Source organism: Sabulicella flocculans (assembly GCF_045449635.1).
GTDB lineage: Bacteria > Pseudomonadota > Alphaproteobacteria > Acetobacterales > Acetobacteraceae > Roseococcus.
The window spans coordinates 1-17070 of the sequence record NZ_JBJJBR010000035.1 but is presented as its reverse complement, the minus strand read 5'-3'; the positions used below and the strand labels follow the sequence as shown (position 1 = coordinate 17070).

The 17070-nt window shown below is 76.5% G+C and carries 16 protein-coding genes; 4 read left to right on the top strand and 12 right to left on the bottom strand.

Features of this window, described 5'->3' with window-relative positions:
* Nucleotides 1-1675: DNA translocase FtsK (locus ACI6QG_RS18965; RefSeq protein WP_407026155.1), on the top strand; the 1675-nt coding region annotated here is incomplete at its 5' end.
* A gap of 3 nt (nucleotides 1676-1678) precedes the next feature.
* Here the strand turns inward: ACI6QG_RS18965 and ACI6QG_RS18960 are convergent.
* From ACI6QG_RS18960 to ACI6QG_RS18915, 10 genes are all read right to left on the bottom strand, one after another.
* On the bottom strand, nucleotides 1679-5323 hold the full coding sequence (locus ACI6QG_RS18960; RefSeq protein WP_407026154.1) for a translocation/assembly module TamB domain-containing protein: 3645 nt from the start codon (nucleotides 5321-5323) through the stop codon (nucleotides 1679-1681).
* On the bottom strand, nucleotides 5323-7185 hold the full coding sequence (locus ACI6QG_RS18955; protein WP_407026153.1) for an autotransporter assembly complex protein TamA: 1863 nt from the start codon (nucleotides 7183-7185) through the stop codon (nucleotides 5323-5325). Before ACI6QG_RS18955 ends, ACI6QG_RS18960 begins: the two co-directional genes overlap by 1 nt.
* Nucleotides 7186-7250: 65 nt before the next feature.
* On the bottom strand, nucleotides 7251-7721 hold the full coding sequence (locus ACI6QG_RS18950; RefSeq protein WP_407026152.1) for a GlcG/HbpS family heme-binding protein: 471 nt from the start codon (nucleotides 7719-7721) through the stop codon (nucleotides 7251-7253).
* A gap of 49 nt (nucleotides 7722-7770) precedes the next feature.
* Entirely contained in the window at nucleotides 7771-8565 is a 795-nt protein-coding gene (ccmI, locus tag ACI6QG_RS18945) for a c-type cytochrome biogenesis protein CcmI (RefSeq protein ID WP_407026151.1), read from the bottom strand.
* Nucleotides 8562-9026 (bottom strand): cytochrome c-type biogenesis protein, encoded by a 465-nt coding sequence (locus ACI6QG_RS18940; protein WP_407026150.1) that lies wholly within the window; start codon nucleotides 9024-9026, stop codon nucleotides 8562-8564. The genes ccmI and ACI6QG_RS18940 overlap by 4 nt, the downstream gene beginning before the upstream one ends.
* Nucleotides 9027-9190: 164 nt before the next feature.
* Entirely contained in the window at nucleotides 9191-9739 is a 549-nt protein-coding gene (locus tag ACI6QG_RS18935; protein WP_407026149.1) for a DsbE family thiol:disulfide interchange protein, read from the bottom strand.
* Nucleotides 9736-11718, bottom strand: a complete 1983-nt coding sequence (locus ACI6QG_RS18930; RefSeq protein WP_407026148.1) for a heme lyase CcmF/NrfE family subunit — start codon at nucleotides 11716-11718, stop codon at nucleotides 9736-9738. The genes ACI6QG_RS18935 and ACI6QG_RS18930 overlap by 4 nt, the downstream gene beginning before the upstream one ends.
* Complete coding sequence (gene ccmE, locus ACI6QG_RS18925) at nucleotides 11715-12212, bottom strand: cytochrome c maturation protein CcmE (RefSeq protein WP_407026147.1); 498 nt, start codon at nucleotides 12210-12212, stop codon at nucleotides 11715-11717. The genes ACI6QG_RS18930 and ccmE overlap by 4 nt, the downstream gene beginning before the upstream one ends.
* Entirely contained in the window at nucleotides 12209-12334 is a 126-nt protein-coding gene (gene ccmD / locus ACI6QG_RS18920) for a heme exporter protein CcmD (protein ID WP_407026146.1), read from the bottom strand. Before ccmD ends, ccmE begins: the two co-directional genes overlap by 4 nt.
* A 109-nt stretch (nucleotides 12335-12443) precedes the next feature.
* Nucleotides 12444-13232 carry a heme ABC transporter permease gene (locus ACI6QG_RS18915; protein WP_407026145.1) on the bottom strand — a complete coding sequence of 263 codons (789 nt, stop codon included), beginning with the start codon at nucleotides 13230-13232 and terminating at the stop codon, nucleotides 12444-12446.
* A 124-nt stretch (nucleotides 13233-13356) separates the two neighbouring features.
* Here ACI6QG_RS18915 and ACI6QG_RS18910 point away from each other — a divergent pair, with 124 nt between their 5' ends.
* Nucleotides 13357-13770 (top strand): EVE domain-containing protein, encoded by a 414-nt coding sequence (locus ACI6QG_RS18910; protein ID WP_407026156.1) that lies wholly within the window; start codon nucleotides 13357-13359, stop codon nucleotides 13768-13770.
* Nucleotides 13771-13921: 151 nt separating this feature from the next.
* The gene (locus tag ACI6QG_RS18905; RefSeq protein WP_407026144.1) at nucleotides 13922-14248 is read left to right on the top strand and encodes a Rieske (2Fe-2S) protein; all 327 of its coding nucleotides are present in this window, start codon (nucleotides 13922-13924) and stop codon (nucleotides 14246-14248) included.
* Nucleotides 14249-14269: 21 nt separating this feature from the next.
* Here ACI6QG_RS18905 and ACI6QG_RS18900 read toward each other — a convergent pair whose 3' ends face one another.
* Together ACI6QG_RS18900 and ACI6QG_RS18895 are read right to left on the bottom strand one after the other, a co-directional pair.
* A complete protein-coding gene (locus ACI6QG_RS18900) occupies nucleotides 14270-15349 on the bottom strand; it encodes a TRAP transporter substrate-binding protein (protein WP_407026143.1) in 1080 nt (359 codons plus the stop codon).
* Nucleotides 15350-15422: 73 nt separating this feature from the next.
* Nucleotides 15423-16526, bottom strand: a complete 1104-nt coding sequence (locus ACI6QG_RS18895; protein WP_407026142.1) for a PQQ-dependent sugar dehydrogenase — start codon at nucleotides 16524-16526, stop codon at nucleotides 15423-15425.
* A 110-nt stretch (nucleotides 16527-16636) separates the two neighbouring features.
* Between ACI6QG_RS18895 and ACI6QG_RS18890 the strand changes: the two genes are divergently transcribed.
* A partial coding sequence (locus tag ACI6QG_RS18890) for a hypothetical protein (protein WP_491630753.1) occupies nucleotides 16637-17070 on the top strand: 434 nt, incomplete at its 3' end.

The following is a 17070-nucleotide window of genomic DNA, read 5'->3' as shown; positions in this document are numbered from 1 at the left end:
CGACGCCGCCGCGGCCGGCGCCCCGCCGGTGCCCGAGGTGCCGCGCCTGCGCCCCGCCGCCCCCACCGAGGCCCGCCCCGCCCCGCGCGCCACGCCGCGCGTCGCCACCCCTGCCAAGGCCAAGCCGCCGCTGGAGCAGCCGCCGCTGGACCTGCCGGTGGCCGGCTGGCGCACCCCGCCGCTGGACCTGCTGGCCCCGCCCCCGGCCCGCACCGCCGCCGGCCCCTCGGCCGACGCGCTGCAGGGCAACGCCCGCATGCTGGAGCAGGTGCTGAGCGACTACGGCGTCCACGGCGCCATCACGGAGATCCGCCCCGGCCCGGTGGTGACCCTGTACGAGCTGGAGCCGGCGCCGGGCACCAAGTCCTCGCGCGTCATCGGCCTGGCGGACGACATCGCGCGCTCCATGTCCGTCGTCGCGGTGCGCATCGCCACCGTGCCGGGCCGCAACGTCATCGGCATCGAGCTGCCCAACGTGAAGCGCGAGACGGTGTTCCTGCGCGAGATGCTGGCCGCCGACGACTACGCCCGCAACGCCGGCAAGCTGCCGCTGGTGCTGGGCAAGGACATCGGCGGCGCCCCGGTGATCGCCGACCTGGCGCGGATGCCGCACCTGCTGATCGCGGGCACCACCGGCTCGGGCAAGTCGGTGGGCATCAACACCTTCATCCTGAGCCTGCTGTACCGCTTCAGCCCGGCCGAGTGCCGCTTCATCATGATCGACCCCAAGATGCTGGAGCTGTCGGTCTATGACCGCATCCCGCACCTGCTGGCCCCGGTGGTGACCGAGCCGCCCAAGGCCATCGGCGCCCTGAAGTGGACGGTGCGCGAGATGGAGCGCCGCTACCGCGCGATGAGCCAGATCGGCGTGCGCAACATCGGCGGCTACAACGACAAGGTGGCCGCCGCCCAGGCGCGCGGCGAGGTGTTGACGCGGCGCGTGCAGGTCGGCTTCGACCCGGAGACCAACAAGCCGGTCTTCGAGGACCAGGCGCTGAACCTCGACCGCCTGCCGATGATTGTGGTGGTCATCGACGAGATGGCGGACCTGATGATCGTGGCCGGCAAGGAGATCGAGGCGGCAGTGCAGCGGCTGGCGCAGATGGCGCGCGCCGCGGGCATCCACGTCATCATGGCCACCCAGCGCCCCTCGGTGGACGTGATCACCGGCACCATCAAGGCCAACTTCCCCACCCGCATCTCCTTCCAGGTCACCAGCAAGATCGACAGCCGCACCATCCTGGGCGAGCAGGGGGCGGAGCAGCTGCTGGGCCAGGGCGACATGCTGTTCATGGCCGGCGGCGGCCGGGTGACGCGCGTGCACGGCCCCTTCGTCGCCGATGGCGAGGTGGAGAAGATCACCGACTGGCTGCGCGAGCAGGGCGAGCCCGACTACATCGAGGAAGTGACCGAGGTGGAGGAGGAGGATGGCGGCGGCCTCTCCCTCTCCGGCATCGCCGGCGCGAGCGATGGCGAGAAGTCGCTGTTCGACCAGGCGGTGGCGGTGGTGACGCGCGAGGGCAAGGCCAGCACCTCCTTCATCCAGCGCCACCTGAACATCGGCTACAACCGCGCCGCCAAGCTGATCGAGCAGATGGAGAAGGAAGGCGTGGTCAGCCCCGCCAACCACGTCGGCAAGCGCGAGGTGCTGGCGCGCCGTTCGGACGAGGACTGAGCCCTACCACTCGTAGGAGTAGGTGGCGCCCAGCCGCTCGCCCGCGGTGCCGGCGCTGCCCTCCAGCTTCAGCCGCGGCGTGATCTCCGCCTCGATGCCCAGGCCGGTCTGCCCGTCGGTGCCCTGGCGCAGCCCCAGGTAGACGCCCGGCAGCAGGTAGCGCCCGGCCTGCGCGCCGGCCGCCCCGCCGGGCTGGGCCGGGCCGGCCACGCCCAGGCTGTCCAGCCCCAGGAAGCGGCGGATGGAGGCCAGCACGCCGCCCGGCCCACCCGCCGGCAGCTCCACCCCCGTCAGCTGGGCCAGGGCCTCGGAGATGCCGATGATCTCGAAGGGGGACAGGCGGTTGGTGCCGCGGTCGAACAGCAGCCGGGCCAGCACCTCGTCCTGCGGCAGGGGCGGGTTGGATTCCAGCACCACCGCGGGCTCGTTGGCCGGGCCGGAGAAGCCGACGGTGATGGTGTAGTTGGCGGTGCGCGCCGTCGCCAGCACGTCCAGGCTGGGGATCAGGCTGCCCTGGTCGAAGCGCAGCACGCCGCGGGTCAGCGCCAGGTTGCGCCCGGCCAGGGTGAAGGTGCCGCGCTGGGTGCGCAGCTCGCCGCGGATTTCCGGCCGCGCCAGGGTGCCCAGCGCCTGCAGCCGCCCCGCCAGCTCGGTGTCCAGGCCGCGGCCGCGCAGGTAGAGGCGCCCCGGCGCCTCGATGGTCACGTCCAGCGCCACGCTCAGCGCGGGCTCCGGCTGGGCGGGGCGGGAGCCGCGCGGCGGCGGGCGGCGGGTGGTCAGCCGGCCGGGCGGGGTGCGCCCGACCTCGCGGAAGGGCACCAGCACCACCACGTTGCGCGACAGCCGGTCGGGCACCCGCAGCTCGCCCGCCACCACCGTCACCCGCCCGCCCAGCCGGGCGTCGCGGCGCAGCGCGCCGGTCAGCGTCAGCGCGGCGTCCAGCGTCACCTCGCCGTAGTCGGGCGAGGCGTAGCGCGCGCGGGTGGCGGTCAGCCGCAGGTCCACCGGGATCAGCGGGTCCAGCGGCTGCAGCGAGCCGGAAAGGGCGATGGAGCCGCCGCCGCCGGTGCGCCCGCGCACCCCTTCCAGCACCACCCGGTCCCCGCGCAGCACGGCGCGGCCGGACACGCCGTCCAGCCGCACCCCGGTGTCGGGGTTGGCGTAGGCGATGTTGCGCAGCTCCGCCGTGCCGGACAGGCGCGGCGCGGCGAGCGGCCCCTCGGCGCGGGCGTTCAGGCCAATGCGCCCGGTGACGCGGTCCGCCCCGCCGGCCAGGAAGGGGGCGGACAGCACGCCCAGATCGGCCTCACCGGTCAGCGTGGCGTCCACCGTGGCGCCGCCCTCCACCCGGAAGCGCGCGGAGAGCCGGGTGGCGGCGCCGGCCGACAGGGTGGCGGTGCCCGACAGGTCGGCGCCGCGCAGCCGCGCCTCGGCCGCCAGGGTGCCGGGGGGCAGGGCGCGCAGGTCGGGCGTGTCGGCGCCCAGGCCGGTGCCGCGCAGGGTCACCTGCGCCTCGGGCACCGCCACCGTGCCGCCCAGGCGGATCTCCCCGCCCAGGGCGCCGCGCAGCGGGGTGCCGGGCAGGGCGGCGCGGGCCAGCCCCAGCGGCAGCCCGGTGAAGCTCAGGCGCCCGGCCAGCGCCTGCGCCTCGCCCGACACCGTGACCTCGCCGGCCAGGGTGCCGCCCTGGCCGGTGGTGGCGCGCAGCCCGGTGAGCGCGGCCTCCGGCGGGGCGTAGCGCAGCCGGGCGGGCGCGGTCAGGCGCAGGGTCTCGCCCTGGCTTTCCAGCGCGAACTGCCGGATCTCCGCCTCCAGCGGGATGGCGAGGGTGGCGCGCCCGGCCAGGCTCAGCCGCGCCAGCGGCCCCTGGGCGGCGAAGGTCACCTCCGCCGCGTCGCGCTCGCCGGCCAGGGCCAGGCGGGCGCTGCCGGCCTGCCCGGCCAGGGCCAGCTCCGGCGCCTCCACCTCCAGCCGCCAGCGGCCGGCGCTGTCGCCCTCCGCGGTGGTGGCCAGCCGGCCGGCCAGCGGCTGCCCGGCCAGGGCGGAGAAGGGCGCGAGGTCCGCCACCTCCAGCCGCGCCCGGCCCTGGGCGCGCGGCACTCCGGGCTCCAGCAGGCCGGACAGCTCCAGCACGGCGGGGCCGTATTCGGCGCGGCCGCGCTCCACCCGCGCCCCCTGCCCCTCCGGCCGGGCGGCGAGGTCCAGGCGCAGCGGCAGGCCCTGCACGGTGCCGCCGCCCTCCAGCGTGCCGGCGGGGGCCGAGAAGGGCCGCTCCACCCGCCCGCGCACCGCCAGCGCCTCGGCCGTGACGCCGGCCACCGCCAGGCGCCCGGCCCGCAGGTCCAGCGACAGCGTCGGGTCGGCGCGCGGGCCCTCGGCGGTGAAGGAAAGCTCGGCGGCGCCCTCCACCCCGCCGGGGATGGCGCGCACCGTGGCGGTGCCGCGGGCGGCCAGCGACTCGCCCAGGTCGCCTTCCAGCGTGGCGTCCAGCGCGGCGCCCTCCAGCGCCAGCCGGCTGCCGCGCAGGTCGGGGCGCAGGCGGAATTCCAGGCGCGGCGCCGGGCCCAGCAGGGCGTCGGCGGCGGCGATGCCGGTGGCCAGCCCATCCGGCGCCAGCGCGCCCTCCGCCGCGGCCTCGGCCCAGGAGGGGCCGGCAAGGCGCCCGCGCAGCGCCAGCGCGCCGAAGCGCAGCCCTTCCGGCAGCAGGGCGGCCAGGGGGGTAGGGTCGGTCACCAGGGCCGTCACCGCCAGCGCCGGGGCGGGGAAGGCGTCGCCTTCCGCCCGCACCTCGCCGGCCGGGACCGCGGCGCGGGACGGGCCCAGGCGCACCGCGCCGGCATCCGTCACCGTGGCGTCCAGCTCCAGCGCCACCTCGGCGGCCAGGGGGCGCAGGGTGTCGGGCAGCATTCCGCCCGGGCGCAGCGGGCCGCGCGCCTGCACCCGGGTGGCGGCGCCGGCGCGGCTGGCGGTGCCCGCCAGCTCGGCCGTGGCCTCGGCGTAGCGGGCGGACAGGGTGAAGGGCGCGCCCGCCGCCGGGCCGTCCAGCCGCAGGCGCAGCGCGGCGGGGGCGCCGGCCAGCCGGCCCTGCGGGTCCTCCGCCACCGCTTCGGCGCGCAGCCGCTCGCCGTCCAGCCGGGCGTCGAGGTCCAGGGTGGCGCCGGCCTCCTCCCGCGCGCGCAGCCGCGCCTCCACCACCCCGGCCGCCAGGGTGGCCGACCCGGCGAGGGAGAGCGTGGCCTCCGGCAGCACGACGCGCGGCAGGTCCAGCTCCCGCACCGCCACCGCCACCGGCAGCCGGGGCACCAGCGGGCCGGAGGAGGGCGCGGCCTGGGGGTCGCCCTCCGGCCAGCGCAGCACCCGCACCTCGCGCGCCGCCACGCGGGTGGCGGTGACCTGGCCGCGCAGCAGGTCGGGCAGCGCCAGGATGACCTCGGGCTGCTCCACCACCAGCCAGGAGCCGCGCGCGTCGGCATAGGTCAGGCGGCGGGCGCGCAGGGCGCGCGGCAGGCCGGGCTCCAGCCCTTCCACCTCCAGGCCGGGCACCAGCCGCGCCGCCAGGGTGGCGGGCAGGCTGGTCTGCAGCGCCGCCCAGGCGCCGCCCAGCAGCAGCACCGGCAGCAGCAGCAGGAGGAGGAGGAAGCGCCGCATCAGAAGGCGTGCCCCAGCCCGAGGTAGAGCCCGTAGCCCTGCGAGCCCTGCTGGCGCACCAGCGGCAGCGCCACGTCGGCGCGGAACGGCCCCAGCGCGGTGTAGTAGCGCACGCCCACCCCCACCCCCAGCCGCCAGGCGGCGTCCCCGCCGGCGGCGCCGCCCACCCGCCCGGCATCCACGAAGCCCACCGCCCCCCAGTTGGCGCCGATGCGCTGGCGCCATTCGGCGCTGGCCTCGGCCAGGCTGGAGCCGCCGACCTTGGCCCGGGTGCGCGGGTCGCGCGGGGAGATGCTCTGGAAGTCGTAGCCGCGCACCGAGCCGCCGCCGCCGGCGAAGAACCGCTGGGAGAACGGGACGTCCTGCGCCTGCACGCCCAGCAGGTTGCCGTAGCCGCCGCGCACCGCGACGATGGAGCGCCCATCCCCCGACACGTCGAAATAGGTGGAGGCGGTGGCGCGCAGCAGCAGGTAGGGGTTGCCCTCGCGGAAGGTGTAGGAGGGGGTGGCGGTGCCGGTGACGCGGAAGCCCCGGCGCGGGTTCAGCAGGCTGTCCGTGCTGTCCCACCGCGCCTGCACCTGCCAGCCCAGCACCTGGTTCGCCACCAGCTCGCCCCGCGCCGGGCCGGAGCGGCCGACCTCGAACACCGGGCCGGTGGAGATCACCAGCCGGTCATTGAGCCGGCGTTCCAGCAGGAAGGAGCCGGTGACGGCGTCGCGGTCGAAGGACTGGTCCTGGCGCTCGCGCAGCAGGAACAGGGAGCCGGCGAAGCCGTAGGCGCCGCCGAACAGCGCGGGCACCCGCAGCGTGGGCCCGATGCGGTAGCCGAAGCGGTTGGCCTCCCGCGCGCCCAGGCGGGTGGCCGCGGCCTCGATGCGCAGGCGCTCGGCCTGGCCGAACAGGTTGCGGTGCTCGAAGAAGCCGCCCAGCGTGGCGCCGAAGCGCGTCTCGTAGGCGGCGTTCACGCCGATGGCGCGGCGCAGGCGCTCCGTCACCGTCAGCTGCACCGGCAGGCGGCCGTCGGGGTCCAGCGCCTCGCCGGTGTCCAGCCGCACGGAATCGAACACCCCCAGCGCCGTGACGTCGGCCCGCGCGCGCGACAGCCGGGCGGGGTCGTAGGGGCGGTCGGCCAGGCGGCGGTCGGTGAAGCGGCGCAGGAAGCCCGGGTCCACCCGCTGGGTGCCGGAGACGGTGCTGTTGGCGAAGGTGGCGAAGGGGCCGGGCGCGGTGTCCAGGGTGATCTCCATCGCCTGGCGGTCGTGGTCCACCAGCACGTCGCGCGCCGACACCGCGGCGAAGGGATGGCCGGAGGCCAGCAGGCGCTCGATGAGCTGCTGCTGGGCGCTGACCACGTTGGCGCCGCGTGCCGGCTCGCCCACCAGGTCCTGCAGCGCCGCGGCCTCCGGCCGCCCCTCGGCGCCGGGGGCGGCGACGCGGGTGATGCGGTAGCGCGGCCCGGGCGTGGCGCGGATGGTGACGGGAATCGGCGTGCCGTCATCCGGCGGCGGCACGAAGCGCACGGCGGCGGGGTCCTGCCCGGCCACGCGCACCTCGGCCGCGCCGGCGAAGTAGCCCTCCGAATCCAGGGCGGCGCGCAGCCGCTCCAGGTCGCCGCGCGCGCGGGCCAGGATGCCGGGCAGGTCGGTCGGGGCGCGTTCCTGCAGCAGCACCAGCCGGGTGGCGGCGGCGATGGCCGCGTCCAGCGCGCCGTCGCCGGTGGGCACCACCGTGACCTCGTAGAGGCGGATGGCGGGTTCGGCCTGCGCCGGGGGCGTGGGGGGCCCGGGGGGCGCAGTCGGCGCCTGGGCGCGGGCCGGCAGCGCCAGCAGCGGGAGCAGGATGGCCAGGGCCAGGATGCGCAAGCGTCTGGCCCTCCTTTCCTTCCTGGCCCCCTAACCTAGCGGCAACGCCGCGGGGCGGGGAAGGTTCAGGCCGGGTCGCCGGTGTCGGGCGCCAGCCCGGCGGCCTCGATGCCGGCGATGCAGCATTCCTCATCCTTGGCCGAGACGTCGCCCGAGATGCCGACCGCGCCCAGCAGCGCCATGGTCTGGGGGTCGCGCACCAGCACGCCGCCCTGGGCCGGCACCGCCTTGCCGCCGGACAGGTCGCTGAGCGCATTGGTGAAGCCGGGCATCGCCTGGGCGCGGCGGGCGAGCTCGCGCGTGCCGAAGCCCATGGCCAGCGCGCCGAAGGCCTTGCCGGTGGCGATCTCGGGCCGCAGCAGGGAGGCGCCGTCCTCGCGCCGGGCCGACTTCAGGTGGCCGCCGGCATCCAGCACGACCACGCAGAGCGGCAGCAGCCCCAGTTCGCGCCCCTTGGCCAGCGCGGCGGCGGCGATGGTCTCGCTCTGCGCCAGTGTCAGGCCGTTGATGGCGGCGGGGTGGGCGGGCTGGGGCATGGGCGGGTGTCTCCTGTGCCGCGGGCGATGCCCGGATGGCGGCGGGCCGTCAAGGCAGCGCCCGCAGCCGCCCCTCCACCACCTCGCGCCACGGCGCGTCGGCCGGCGCGTCGGCCAGCAGGGCGCGCCAGGTGCTGCGGGCATTCTCCGTGCGGCCGGCGCGCGCCTCCACCAGCCCGGCCAGGAAGCGCAGCCGCGGGTCGCCGGGCTGCGCGGCCAGGGCGCGGGCCACCAGCGCGCCGGCGGCGGCGTTCTCGCCGCGCTCGATCTCCACCTCCGCCAGGTCGCCGGCCAGGCCGGGGTCGAAGCGCGCCTCCAGGGCGCGGGTCCAGGCGGCGGCGGCCTCGTCGTAGCGGCCGCGGTTGCGCTCGGCATTGCCCAGCAGGATGAAGCCCTGGCGGCCGACCTCGGTGTTCGGGTCCACCCGCGCCAGCCGCTCGCGCAGGGCGCCGATCAGCGCCTCGTCGCGGGCGCGGACCTGGGCGCGCTCCTCGAAGGAGGCGCTGGGCATCTCCGGCGTGCCGCGCCACAGGTAGAGCGACACGGCGGCCACCGGCACCAGCACCGCGGCGGCCAGCAGCAGGGGCGAGGCGCGGGCGGCTTCCGGCGCGGCCTCGGGCGGGGGGGCGTTCAGCAGGCGGCGCTGCACCTCCACGCGGGCGGCGGCGTGGGCAGCCTCGTCCAGCCTTCCCTCGGCGCGCTGGGTGTCGAGTTCCGCGAGCTGCGCGGCATAAAGGGCGCGGTCGGCCTCGGCGCGGCCGCGGGCGCGCGGGGGGCGCAGCACCGCCCAGGCGAGCGGCGCCAGGATCACCGCGGCCAGCGCCGCCAAGGCCAGCCAGGTCACGGGCGCTCGATCTCCGCCAGCTTCGCGCGCTCGGCCTCGGTCAGCGCCACGTCGCCGATGTCCCCCGCTGGGCCTGTGCTGCGGCGGCGGCGCAGCAGCAGGGCCACCGCCAGCGCGCCGCCGCCCAGCGCCAGCAGCGGCGTGGCCCACAGCAGCACGGTGGAAGCGCGCACGGGCGGCTTCAGCAGCACGAAGTCGCCGTAGCGCTGGTGGACGAAGCGCAGCGCCTCCTCGTTGGAGGCGCCGCGGCCGATCTGCTCGCGCACCAGCACGCGCAGGTCGCGGGCCAGCTGGGCGTCGGAATCCTCGATGCTCTGGTTCTGGCAGACCAAGCAGCGCAGCTCGCGCCCCACCTCGCGCGCGCGGGCCTCCAGCGCGGGGTCGCTCAGGCGGTAGGAGGTGTCGCCGACCTGGGCCAGCGCGGGGGCGGCCAGGGCCAGCAGCAGGAGCAGGGCGTGCAAGACCGGGCGCATCCCTCGGGCGCGCACGGCAGTAACCACCGAGGAGAACCCTCCTCGGGCGCGCCCCGCCGCCCAACCGCCCCCTTTACCGGCGCACCAGTGGCGCGGCGCAAGCCAAGCGGCCGGAGGCCGCGCCCGGCGTTTGAGGGCACAGAAAACCCAATTCATGCGGCGACCAGCCGCCTGACGTCGTCCATCATCTCGGGCGTGATGGGCCCGGCCCAGCGCCAGCGCACCGTGCCGTCGCGCGCCACCACGTAGCTCTCCGGCACGCCATAGACGCCCCAGTCGATCGCCACCCGCCCCGGCTCGTCGGCGCCCAGGCGGCGGAACGGGTTGCCGTGGCGCGTCAGGAAGGCCTGCGCGTCGGCCGGCTTGTCCTTGTAGTTCACCCCCAGCACCGGCACGCCGGCGCGGTGCAGCGCCATCAGCTGCGGGTGCTCGATGATGCAGGGCACGCACCAGGAGGCCCAGAAGTTCACCAGCACCGGGCGGTCCAGCCCGCGCAGGTGCTCCGACGCCAGCGGCGGCAGCCCGGTGGCTTCCACCGGCGGCAGCGCGAAGTCGGGCGGGGCGCGGCCGATCAGGGCGGACGGCACGCCGCGCGGGTTGAACGAGCCGTCCTGCAGCCCGCGCAGCATGGCCCAGAAGCCCAGCCCCCCCGCCGCCGCGACGCCCAGCGGCGCCGCCATCAGCCATTGGCGGCGCGTCACGTCGCCACCGCCCCCGCCGGCCGCCGCGCCGGCGCCGCCACCCGCACCCGGCGGTCGCTGAGGGACAGCGCGCCGCCCAGCGCCATCAGCAGCGCGCCGTACCACAGGAAGGGCGCCAGGAAGTTCCAGTGCAGCCGCAGCACCGCCTCGCGCACGCCGGTGGCCGGGTTGTCGCGCTCCTCGCCGATCACGGCGTAGAGGTCGCTGAGGCCGTCGGTGCGGATGGCGGTTTCCGTCGTCGTGGTGCGCCCGATGGGGAAGAAGCGGCGCGAGGGCTCCATCACGTGCAGCACCCGCCCGTCCCGCAGCACGGTGAGGGTGGCCTTGCGCGCGGTGTAGTTGGGCCCCTGGAAGTCGCGCACGCCGTCCAGCCGCCATTCCAGCCCGGCGAAGGCGGTGGACTGGCCGGGCGCCAGCGCCACCAGCTTCTCGGTGGCCAGCCCCATGCCGGAGATGCCCAGCGCCAGCACGCCGATGCCGGCATGGGCGATGGCAGCGCCCCAGGCGGCGCGCGGCAGGTGGCGGGCGCGCTGCCACATCGCCCGCGGCGCGGCGCGGCCCCAGCCGGCGCGGTCCAGGATGTCGGTCGCCGCCCCCAGGATGATCCAGGCCGCCAGCGCGAAGCCCACGGCGGGCAGCACCTGCGCCCCCGACAGGAACAGCGCCAGCAGGAAGGCCCCCAGCGCGCCCAGCGCCGCCAGCCACAGCCGCTGCAGCACCGGCCACAGCGCGGCGCGCTTCCAGGCCAGCAGCGGCCCGGCGGCCATGGCCACCACCAGCGGCACCGCCAGCGGGAAGGTGGCCAGGTTGAAGAAGGGCGCGCCCACCGAGATCATCTGCCCGGTCAGCAGGTCCAGGAACAGCGGGTACAGCGTGCCGACGAACACCACCGCGGTGAGGGAGCACAGCAGCAGGTTGTTCAGCACGATGCCGCCCTCGCGCGAGAGCGGGGCGAAGATGCCCGCCGCCGCCAGGGTGGGCGCCCGCCAGGCGAACAGCGCCAGCGAGCCCGCGATGTAGGCCGCCAGCAGGCCGAGGATGAACACGCCGCGCGCCGGGTCGGAGGCGAAGGCGTGCACCGAGTTCAGCACGCCCGAGCGCACCAGGAAGGTGCCCAGCAGCGACAGCGCGAAGGCCAGCAGCGCCAGCAGCACGGTCCAGGTCTTCAGCGCCTCGCGCTTCTCGACCACCACGGCGGAATGCAGCAGCGCCGCCCCGGCCAGCCAGGGCAGCAGGGAGGCGTTCTCCACCGGGTCCCAGAACCAGTAGCCGCCCCAGCCGAGCTCGTAATACGCCCACCAGGAGCCCAGGCCGATGCCCAGCGTCAGGAAGGACCACGCCGCCAGCGACCACGGCCGCACCCAGCGCCCCCAGGCGGCGTCCACCCGCCCCTCGATCAGCGCGGCGACGGCGAAGGCGAAGGTGACGGCATAGCCGACATAGCCGAGGTAGAGCAGCGGCGGGTGGATGGCCAGGCCGATGTCCTGCAGCAGCGGGTTCAGCCCCTGCCCGTCCGCCGGCGGCGGCCACACGCGCTCGAACGGGTTGGAGGTCAGCAGGATGAACAGCAGGAAGCCCAGCGACACCATCCCCAGCACGGCGATGACGCGCGCCTTCAGCGCCGAGGGCAGCTCCCGCCCGAAGGCGGCGACGGCGAAGGCGCAGGCGGCCAGCACCATCACCCACAGCACCATGGAGCCCTCGTGGTTGCCCCAGGTGCCGGTGATCTTGAACAGCATCGGCTTCAGGCTGTGGCTGTTGGCCACCACGTTGGACACGGTGGTGTCGTTCACCGCGAAGGACCACATCAGCGCCGCGAAGGCCGCCGCCACGGCCAGGAACTGCGCCACCGCCAGCGGCGGCGCGGCGGCCATCAGCCGCGCGTCGCGCCGCTGCGCGCCCCACAGCGGCAGCACCGACTGCGCCACCGCCAGCACCAGCGCCAGGATCAGCGCGAAGTGCCCCAGTTCGGGGATCATGAGCGCGGCCTCGCGGTGTTCCATTCGGCGGCCGGCGGGGCGGCGCCCTGGGCCGGGTTCCAGTGGCCGGAGCGCTTGAGCGCGTCCGCCACCTCCGGCGGCATGTAGGTCTCGTCGTGCCGCGCCAGCACCTCGCGGGCGCGGAACACGCCGTCGGGGCCCAGCAGGCCCTGGGTCACCACGCCCTGCCCCTCGCGGAACAGGTCGGGCAGCACGCCGGTGAACACCACCGGCACCCGGTGGGCGCCGTCCGTCACCGCGAAGCGCACCGCGGGCCGGCCCTGGTACTCGCCCCCGCGCTCCACGGAGCCGGATTCCACCAGCCCGCCCAGGCGGAAGGCGCGGCCGGCGGGAGGCGCCTCGGCCATGATGTCGGAGGGCGAGCGGAAGAACACGAGGTTGTCCTGGAAGGCGGTCAGCGTCAGCGCGGTGGCCGAGCCCAGCCCCAGGCCGCACAGCAGCAGGATGTACAGGCGGCGCTTCTTGCGGGTCATCCGAGGCGCTCCAGGGCGCGCCGGGCGGCGCGGTGGCGGAGGAGGGCGGCCCAGGCCAGGGCGGCGAAGGTGGCCAGCGCCAACCCCCAGGACAGCGCGACGTGCAGCCAGTGGGTGCTCATGCGCGCGGCCCCCGGCGCGGCGCGGCGGCGCGCGTGCGGCGGCCCCGTGCCCGCGGCGGCCGGGCGGGCGGGGGGGCGGCGGGGCGCGCCCGCGATGGCCGGGCCGCCCTCATGCCAGCCTCCGCGCCGCGGCCATCTGCCGGGTGCGCAGCTGGCGCTCCATCACCGCCGCCCGCGTGCCGGCCAGCACCAGCGCCGCGAAGGCCAGGGAGAAGCCGATGCTGCACACCAGCAGCGGATACAGCATGTCCACGTGCATCCCCGGCGCATCCAGGCGGGTGACGGAGGCGGGCTGGTGCAGCGTGTTCCACCAGTCCACGGAGAACTTGACGATGGGCAGGTTCACCACCCCCGCCAGGGCCAGGATGGCGCCCATGCGCGCCCCGCGCTCGGGGTCGTCGAAGGCGCGCACCAGGGCGGCGTGGCCCAGCCACAGGAAGAACAGCACCAGCACGGAGGTCAGCCGCGCGTCCCACACCCACCAGGTGCCCCACATCGGCCGGCCCCACAGCGAGCCGGTGGCCAGGCACAGCGCGGTGACGGCCGCGCCCACCGGCGAGAGCTCCCGCGCCGCGAGGTCGGCCAGCGGGTGCCGCCAGACCAGCGACATGACGGACAGCACCGCCAGGCCGAGGTAGCCGCCCATGGCCAGCCAGGCCATCGGCACGTGGACGAACATGATGCGCACCGTCTCGCCCTGCTGCCAGTCGGGCGGGGCCCAGAGCAGCGCCCAGGCGGTGCCCAGCCCCAGCACCAGCAGCGCCGCGCCGCCCAGCCAGGGCAGCCAGGCGTCGGTCAGCCGCAGGAAGCGGCCCGGGTTGGCGAAGCGGTGCAGGCGGCCCGGCGGCCGCGGCGCCGCCGCCCCCGGGGAGGGGGTTGGGGCGGGGGAGGTGTCCACGGCCCCTGTAATAGGCATGATGGGCCCCAAAATGAAGCGCGCGCCCGCCCGCGCAACGGTCGGGCCGCCATGCGGGAGAGTCGGGAATGGGTTTGCGCGGCGTCAAGGCGCGACGGGGGTGGGCGTGCGTCACTTCCTGCTGAAGTCCGAGCCGGAGGTGTTCTCCTGGGCGATGCAGCAGCGCGCCGGGGTGGAGCCCTGGACCGGCGTGCGCAACGCCCAGGCCGCCGCCGTGCTGCGCGCCATGGCGGTGGGCGACCGGGCCTTCTTCTACCACTCCAACACCGGCCGCGAGGTGGTGGGCATCGTCGAGGTGGTGCGCGCCGCCTACCCCGACCCCACGGCGGAGGACGGGCGCTGGGCCTGCGTGGACGTGCGCGCGCTGGAGGCCCTGCCCCGGCCGGTGACCCTGGCCGCCATCAAGGCGGAGCCGCGGCTGGCCGGCATCCCGCTGCTGCGGCAGTCGCGCCTGTCCTGCATGGCGCTCAGCCCGGAGCACTGGGAGGTGATCTGCGCGATGGGCGGGCTGGCGGCGTGAGGGAGGCGGCGTTGGAACATCACCCCCGTCCGCACCCCGCCTCGCGGGCCGGGCGCGCGCCGACCCGCCGCCGCCGGCGCGGCGAAGCCAGGGCCGCGGCGGCGGCCCGGCCGACCCAGGCCGGGGGCTGCCCGGCCCGGAGGCCGAGGGCATGAGCCGCGTGCTGTGCCGGCTGGAGGACATCCCGGATGGCGAGGCCAAGGGCTTCCCGCCCGAGCCCGGCTCCTTCGTCGGGCTGTTCGCCGTGCGGCGAGGGGGGCAGGTCTTCGCCTACGTCAATTCCTGCCCGCATGTCGGCCTGCCGCTGGACCCGGTGCCCGACCGCTTCCTGGACCGGAGGAAGGAGGTCATCGTCTGCGCCGCCCATGGCGCCCGTTTCCGGGTGGAGGATGGCGAATGCACCTCCGGCCCCTGCATCGGCGATGCGCTGGAGGCGGTGCCGGTGGAGGTGGTGGAGGGCGAGGTGCGGCTGCGCTGACGCGCCGCACCCCCGGGCGCGCTACCGCGCCTGCGCCATCAGCCCCAGGAAGTTCGCCTGGGTGTCCTCGGCGATGCGGAACCACTGCGTCAGGTCCAGCCGCGCCTTGTCCCATTCGGCGTGGATGCGCCGGAAGCGGGCGTTGCCGCCGCCGATCTCGGCATAGAGCTCCTGCGCGGAGCGGTAGCACGCCGTCAGGATGTCGCGGTTGAACACCCGCAGCTGGGTGCCCGCGCCCACCAGCCGGCGCAGCGCCTGCGGGTTCAGGTGGTCGTAGCGCGCCATCATCCAGTGCCAGGCCTCGGTGCAGGCGGCTTCCAGGATGGCCTTGTAGTGCGCCGGCAGCGCCTCCCAGGCCGCCGGGTGGATCATCAGGTCGATGGAGGGCGCGTATTCCCACCAGCCGGGCGCGTAGTAGAAGCGCGCCACCCGGTGGAAGCCCAGCTTCTCGTCGTCATGCGGGCCCACCCATTCGGCGGCGTCGATCACCCCGCGCTCCAGCGCCGGGTAGACGTCGCTGCCGGGAATCTGCTGCGCGATGACGCCCAGGCGCTGCAGCACCGCCCCGCCATGGCCGGCGATGCGGAACTTCAGCCCGTTGAGGTCGCCCACCGCGTTCACCTCGCGCCGGAACCAGCCGCCCATCTGCGCGCCGGTGTTGCCGGCCGGGATGGCGACCACCCCCTGGTCCCGATAGACCTCGGCCAGGATCTGCCGCCCGCCGCCCTCGTTCAGCCAGGACCATTGCTGGCGCGAGGACATGCCGAAGGGCAGGCAGGTGGCGATGCTCAGCGCCGGGTCCTTGCCCAGGTAGTAGTAGGCGGAGGTGTAGCCGCACTCCACCGTCCCCGCCCCCACGCCGTCCATCACCGCCAGCGCCGGCATCACCTCGCCGGGGCCGAAGGGGGTGATCTGGAAGGCGCCGTCCGTCATCTCGCCCACCCGGCGGCAGATGCGCTCCTGCGTGCCGTAGAGGGTGTCCAGGCTCTTGGGGAAGGAGCCGGGCATCCGCCAGCGGATGCGCGCCTGCGCGTGGGTGATGGCGGGCGCGGCGAGCGCGGCCGCGGCGGCGCCCCCGGCCAGCAGGTTGCGGCGTTCCATGGATGCGTTGCCTTCCCAGTGTTTCGTTGGAAAGGATGCTGCGCCCGCGCCGCGCGCCGGCGCAAGGGGGTCGTCAGGCCGGCGCCACCCGCAGGATGCGCCCGCGCGCCTCGTCCGTCAGGATCAGCATGGCGCCGTCGGGGGCGAAGACCACGTGGCGCATCCGCACCTTGTTCCAGAACAGCCGCTCCTCCTCGCCCGGCGCGTCGCCTTGCATGGGCAGGCGCACCAGCCCGGGCGGCGACTGGCAGGCCAGGAACAGGTCGCCGCGCCAGAAGCCGCCGGCCGGCGCGAAGGCGATGCCCGAGGGGCTGATGGACGGCTCCCAGTGGCGCAGCGCGTCCTCGAACCCGGCCACGCGCGGCCGCGCCCCGGCGATGGCGCGGCCGGAATACTCGCGCCCGGTGGTGGCCAGCGGCCAGCCGTAGTTGCGGCCGGGAAGGATGACGTTCAGCTCATCCCCGCCCAGCGGGCCGAACTCGGCCGAGAACAGCGTGCCGGTGGGCGGGTTCACCGCGATGCCCTGCGGGTTGCGGTGCCCGTAGGACCAGATCTCGGCCCGCGCATCGGCGCGGCCGGCGAAGGGGTTGTCGCGCGGCACCTCGCCCTGCGCGGTCAGCCGCAGCACCTTGCCGGCCAGGTCGTCCAGCCGCTGGGCGCGCATCCGGTCCTCGTTGCGCTCGCCGGTGCACAGGAACAGGTGCGCGCCATCGGGCGACAGGCACATGCGCCCGCCATAGTGCAGCCGCCCGCGCGCCTGGGCGGGGGTGGCGTCCAGCACCGGGGCCACCTCCTCCAGCCCGCGCGGGCCCAGGCGGGCGCGCCACAGGCGGGTGGCGGCGCCGCCTTGCAGCAGCGCGGCGGCGCTGAGGAACAGGCTGCGCCCGTCGGGCAGCAGCAGCACGTCCAGCAGCCCGCCCTGCCCTTCCGCCAGCACCGGCGGCACGCCGGCCAGCGGGGCGGACACCGTGCCATCGGGCGCCACCAGCCGCAGCCGGCCCGGGCGCTCCGTCACCAGCAGGCGGCCATCGGGCAGCAGGGCGGCGCCCCAGGGGTTCTCCAGCCCGGTCGCCCAGTCGGTGACGCGCACCGGCCCGCGCCCGGTGGGCACCAGCCCCTCCTGCGCGTGGGCGAGGGCGGGCAGGGCCAGCAGGGGCAGGGCGCGGCGTGCAATCATGCCGGGGGATATGGGCGCATCTTCACCGCGCGCGAGGTTCCGGCCCGCCGCCGCTTCCGGCATAAGCCCCCCATGCCCGGGCCGCGCGCGTGACGGAGGTTCCGCCTCTCGTGACCTCCCCGCGCCCCGGGGAGCGCCGGGCGCGGCGCGAACCCGTGCCCCCGGCCTGGCGGGCGCCGCCGGAGGCCGCGCGCTGGGGCCGCCGCCCGGCGGGGCCGGACCGCTTGCTGCCCTGGGCCGCCGCCTCGGCGCTGCTGCACGCCGCCCTGGCCGCCGCGCTGCTGTGGCCCGGCGCGCCCCGGCCCGAGCCGCCGCCCCTGCCCGCCCCGGCCTTCGACATCGTGTTCGGCGCGCAGGAAGCCGCGCGGCAGGAGGCCGAGGCCGCCGAGGGGATGGAGCAGCCCGCCCGGGGGGGGGGGGGGGGGCGCGGCGGGGGGGGGGGGGGGGGGGCGGCCTCGGCCCGCAGGTCGGCGGGCTCGAGGACGCGGGCGGCGAGGAGGCCGGCGAGCAGCCCCCAGAAGGCGGCGCCGATGCCCAGCAGCGG

Coding starts and splice junctions, on each gene's coding strand:
- ACI6QG_RS18960 (WP_407026154.1), bottom strand. CDS start 5,323: ATGCGGCGCTTCCTCCTCCTCCTGCTGCTGCTGCCGGTGCTGCTGCTG.
- ACI6QG_RS18950 (WP_407026152.1), bottom strand. CDS start 7,721: ATGCCCCAGCCCGCCCACCCCGCCGCCATCAACGGCCTGACACTGGCG.
- ACI6QG_RS18930 (WP_407026148.1), bottom strand. CDS start 11,718: ATGATCCCCGAACTGGGGCACTTCGCGCTGATCCTGGCGCTGGTGCTG.
- ccmE (WP_407026147.1), bottom strand. CDS start 12,212: ATGACCCGCAAGAAGCGCCGCCTGTACATCCTGCTGCTGTGCGGCCTG.
- ccmD (WP_407026146.1), bottom strand. CDS start 12,334: ATGAGCACCCACTGGCTGCACGTCGCGCTGTCCTGGGGGTTGGCGCTG.
- ACI6QG_RS18905 (WP_407026144.1), top strand. CDS start 13,922: ATGAGCCGCGTGCTGTGCCGGCTGGAGGACATCCCGGATGGCGAGGCC.
- ACI6QG_RS18900 (WP_407026143.1), bottom strand. CDS start 15,349: ATGGAACGCCGCAACCTGCTGGCCGGGGGCGCCGCCGCGGCCGCGCTC.
- ACI6QG_RS18895 (WP_407026142.1), bottom strand. CDS start 16,526: ATGATTGCACGCCGCGCCCTGCCCCTGCTGGCCCTGCCCGCCCTCGCC.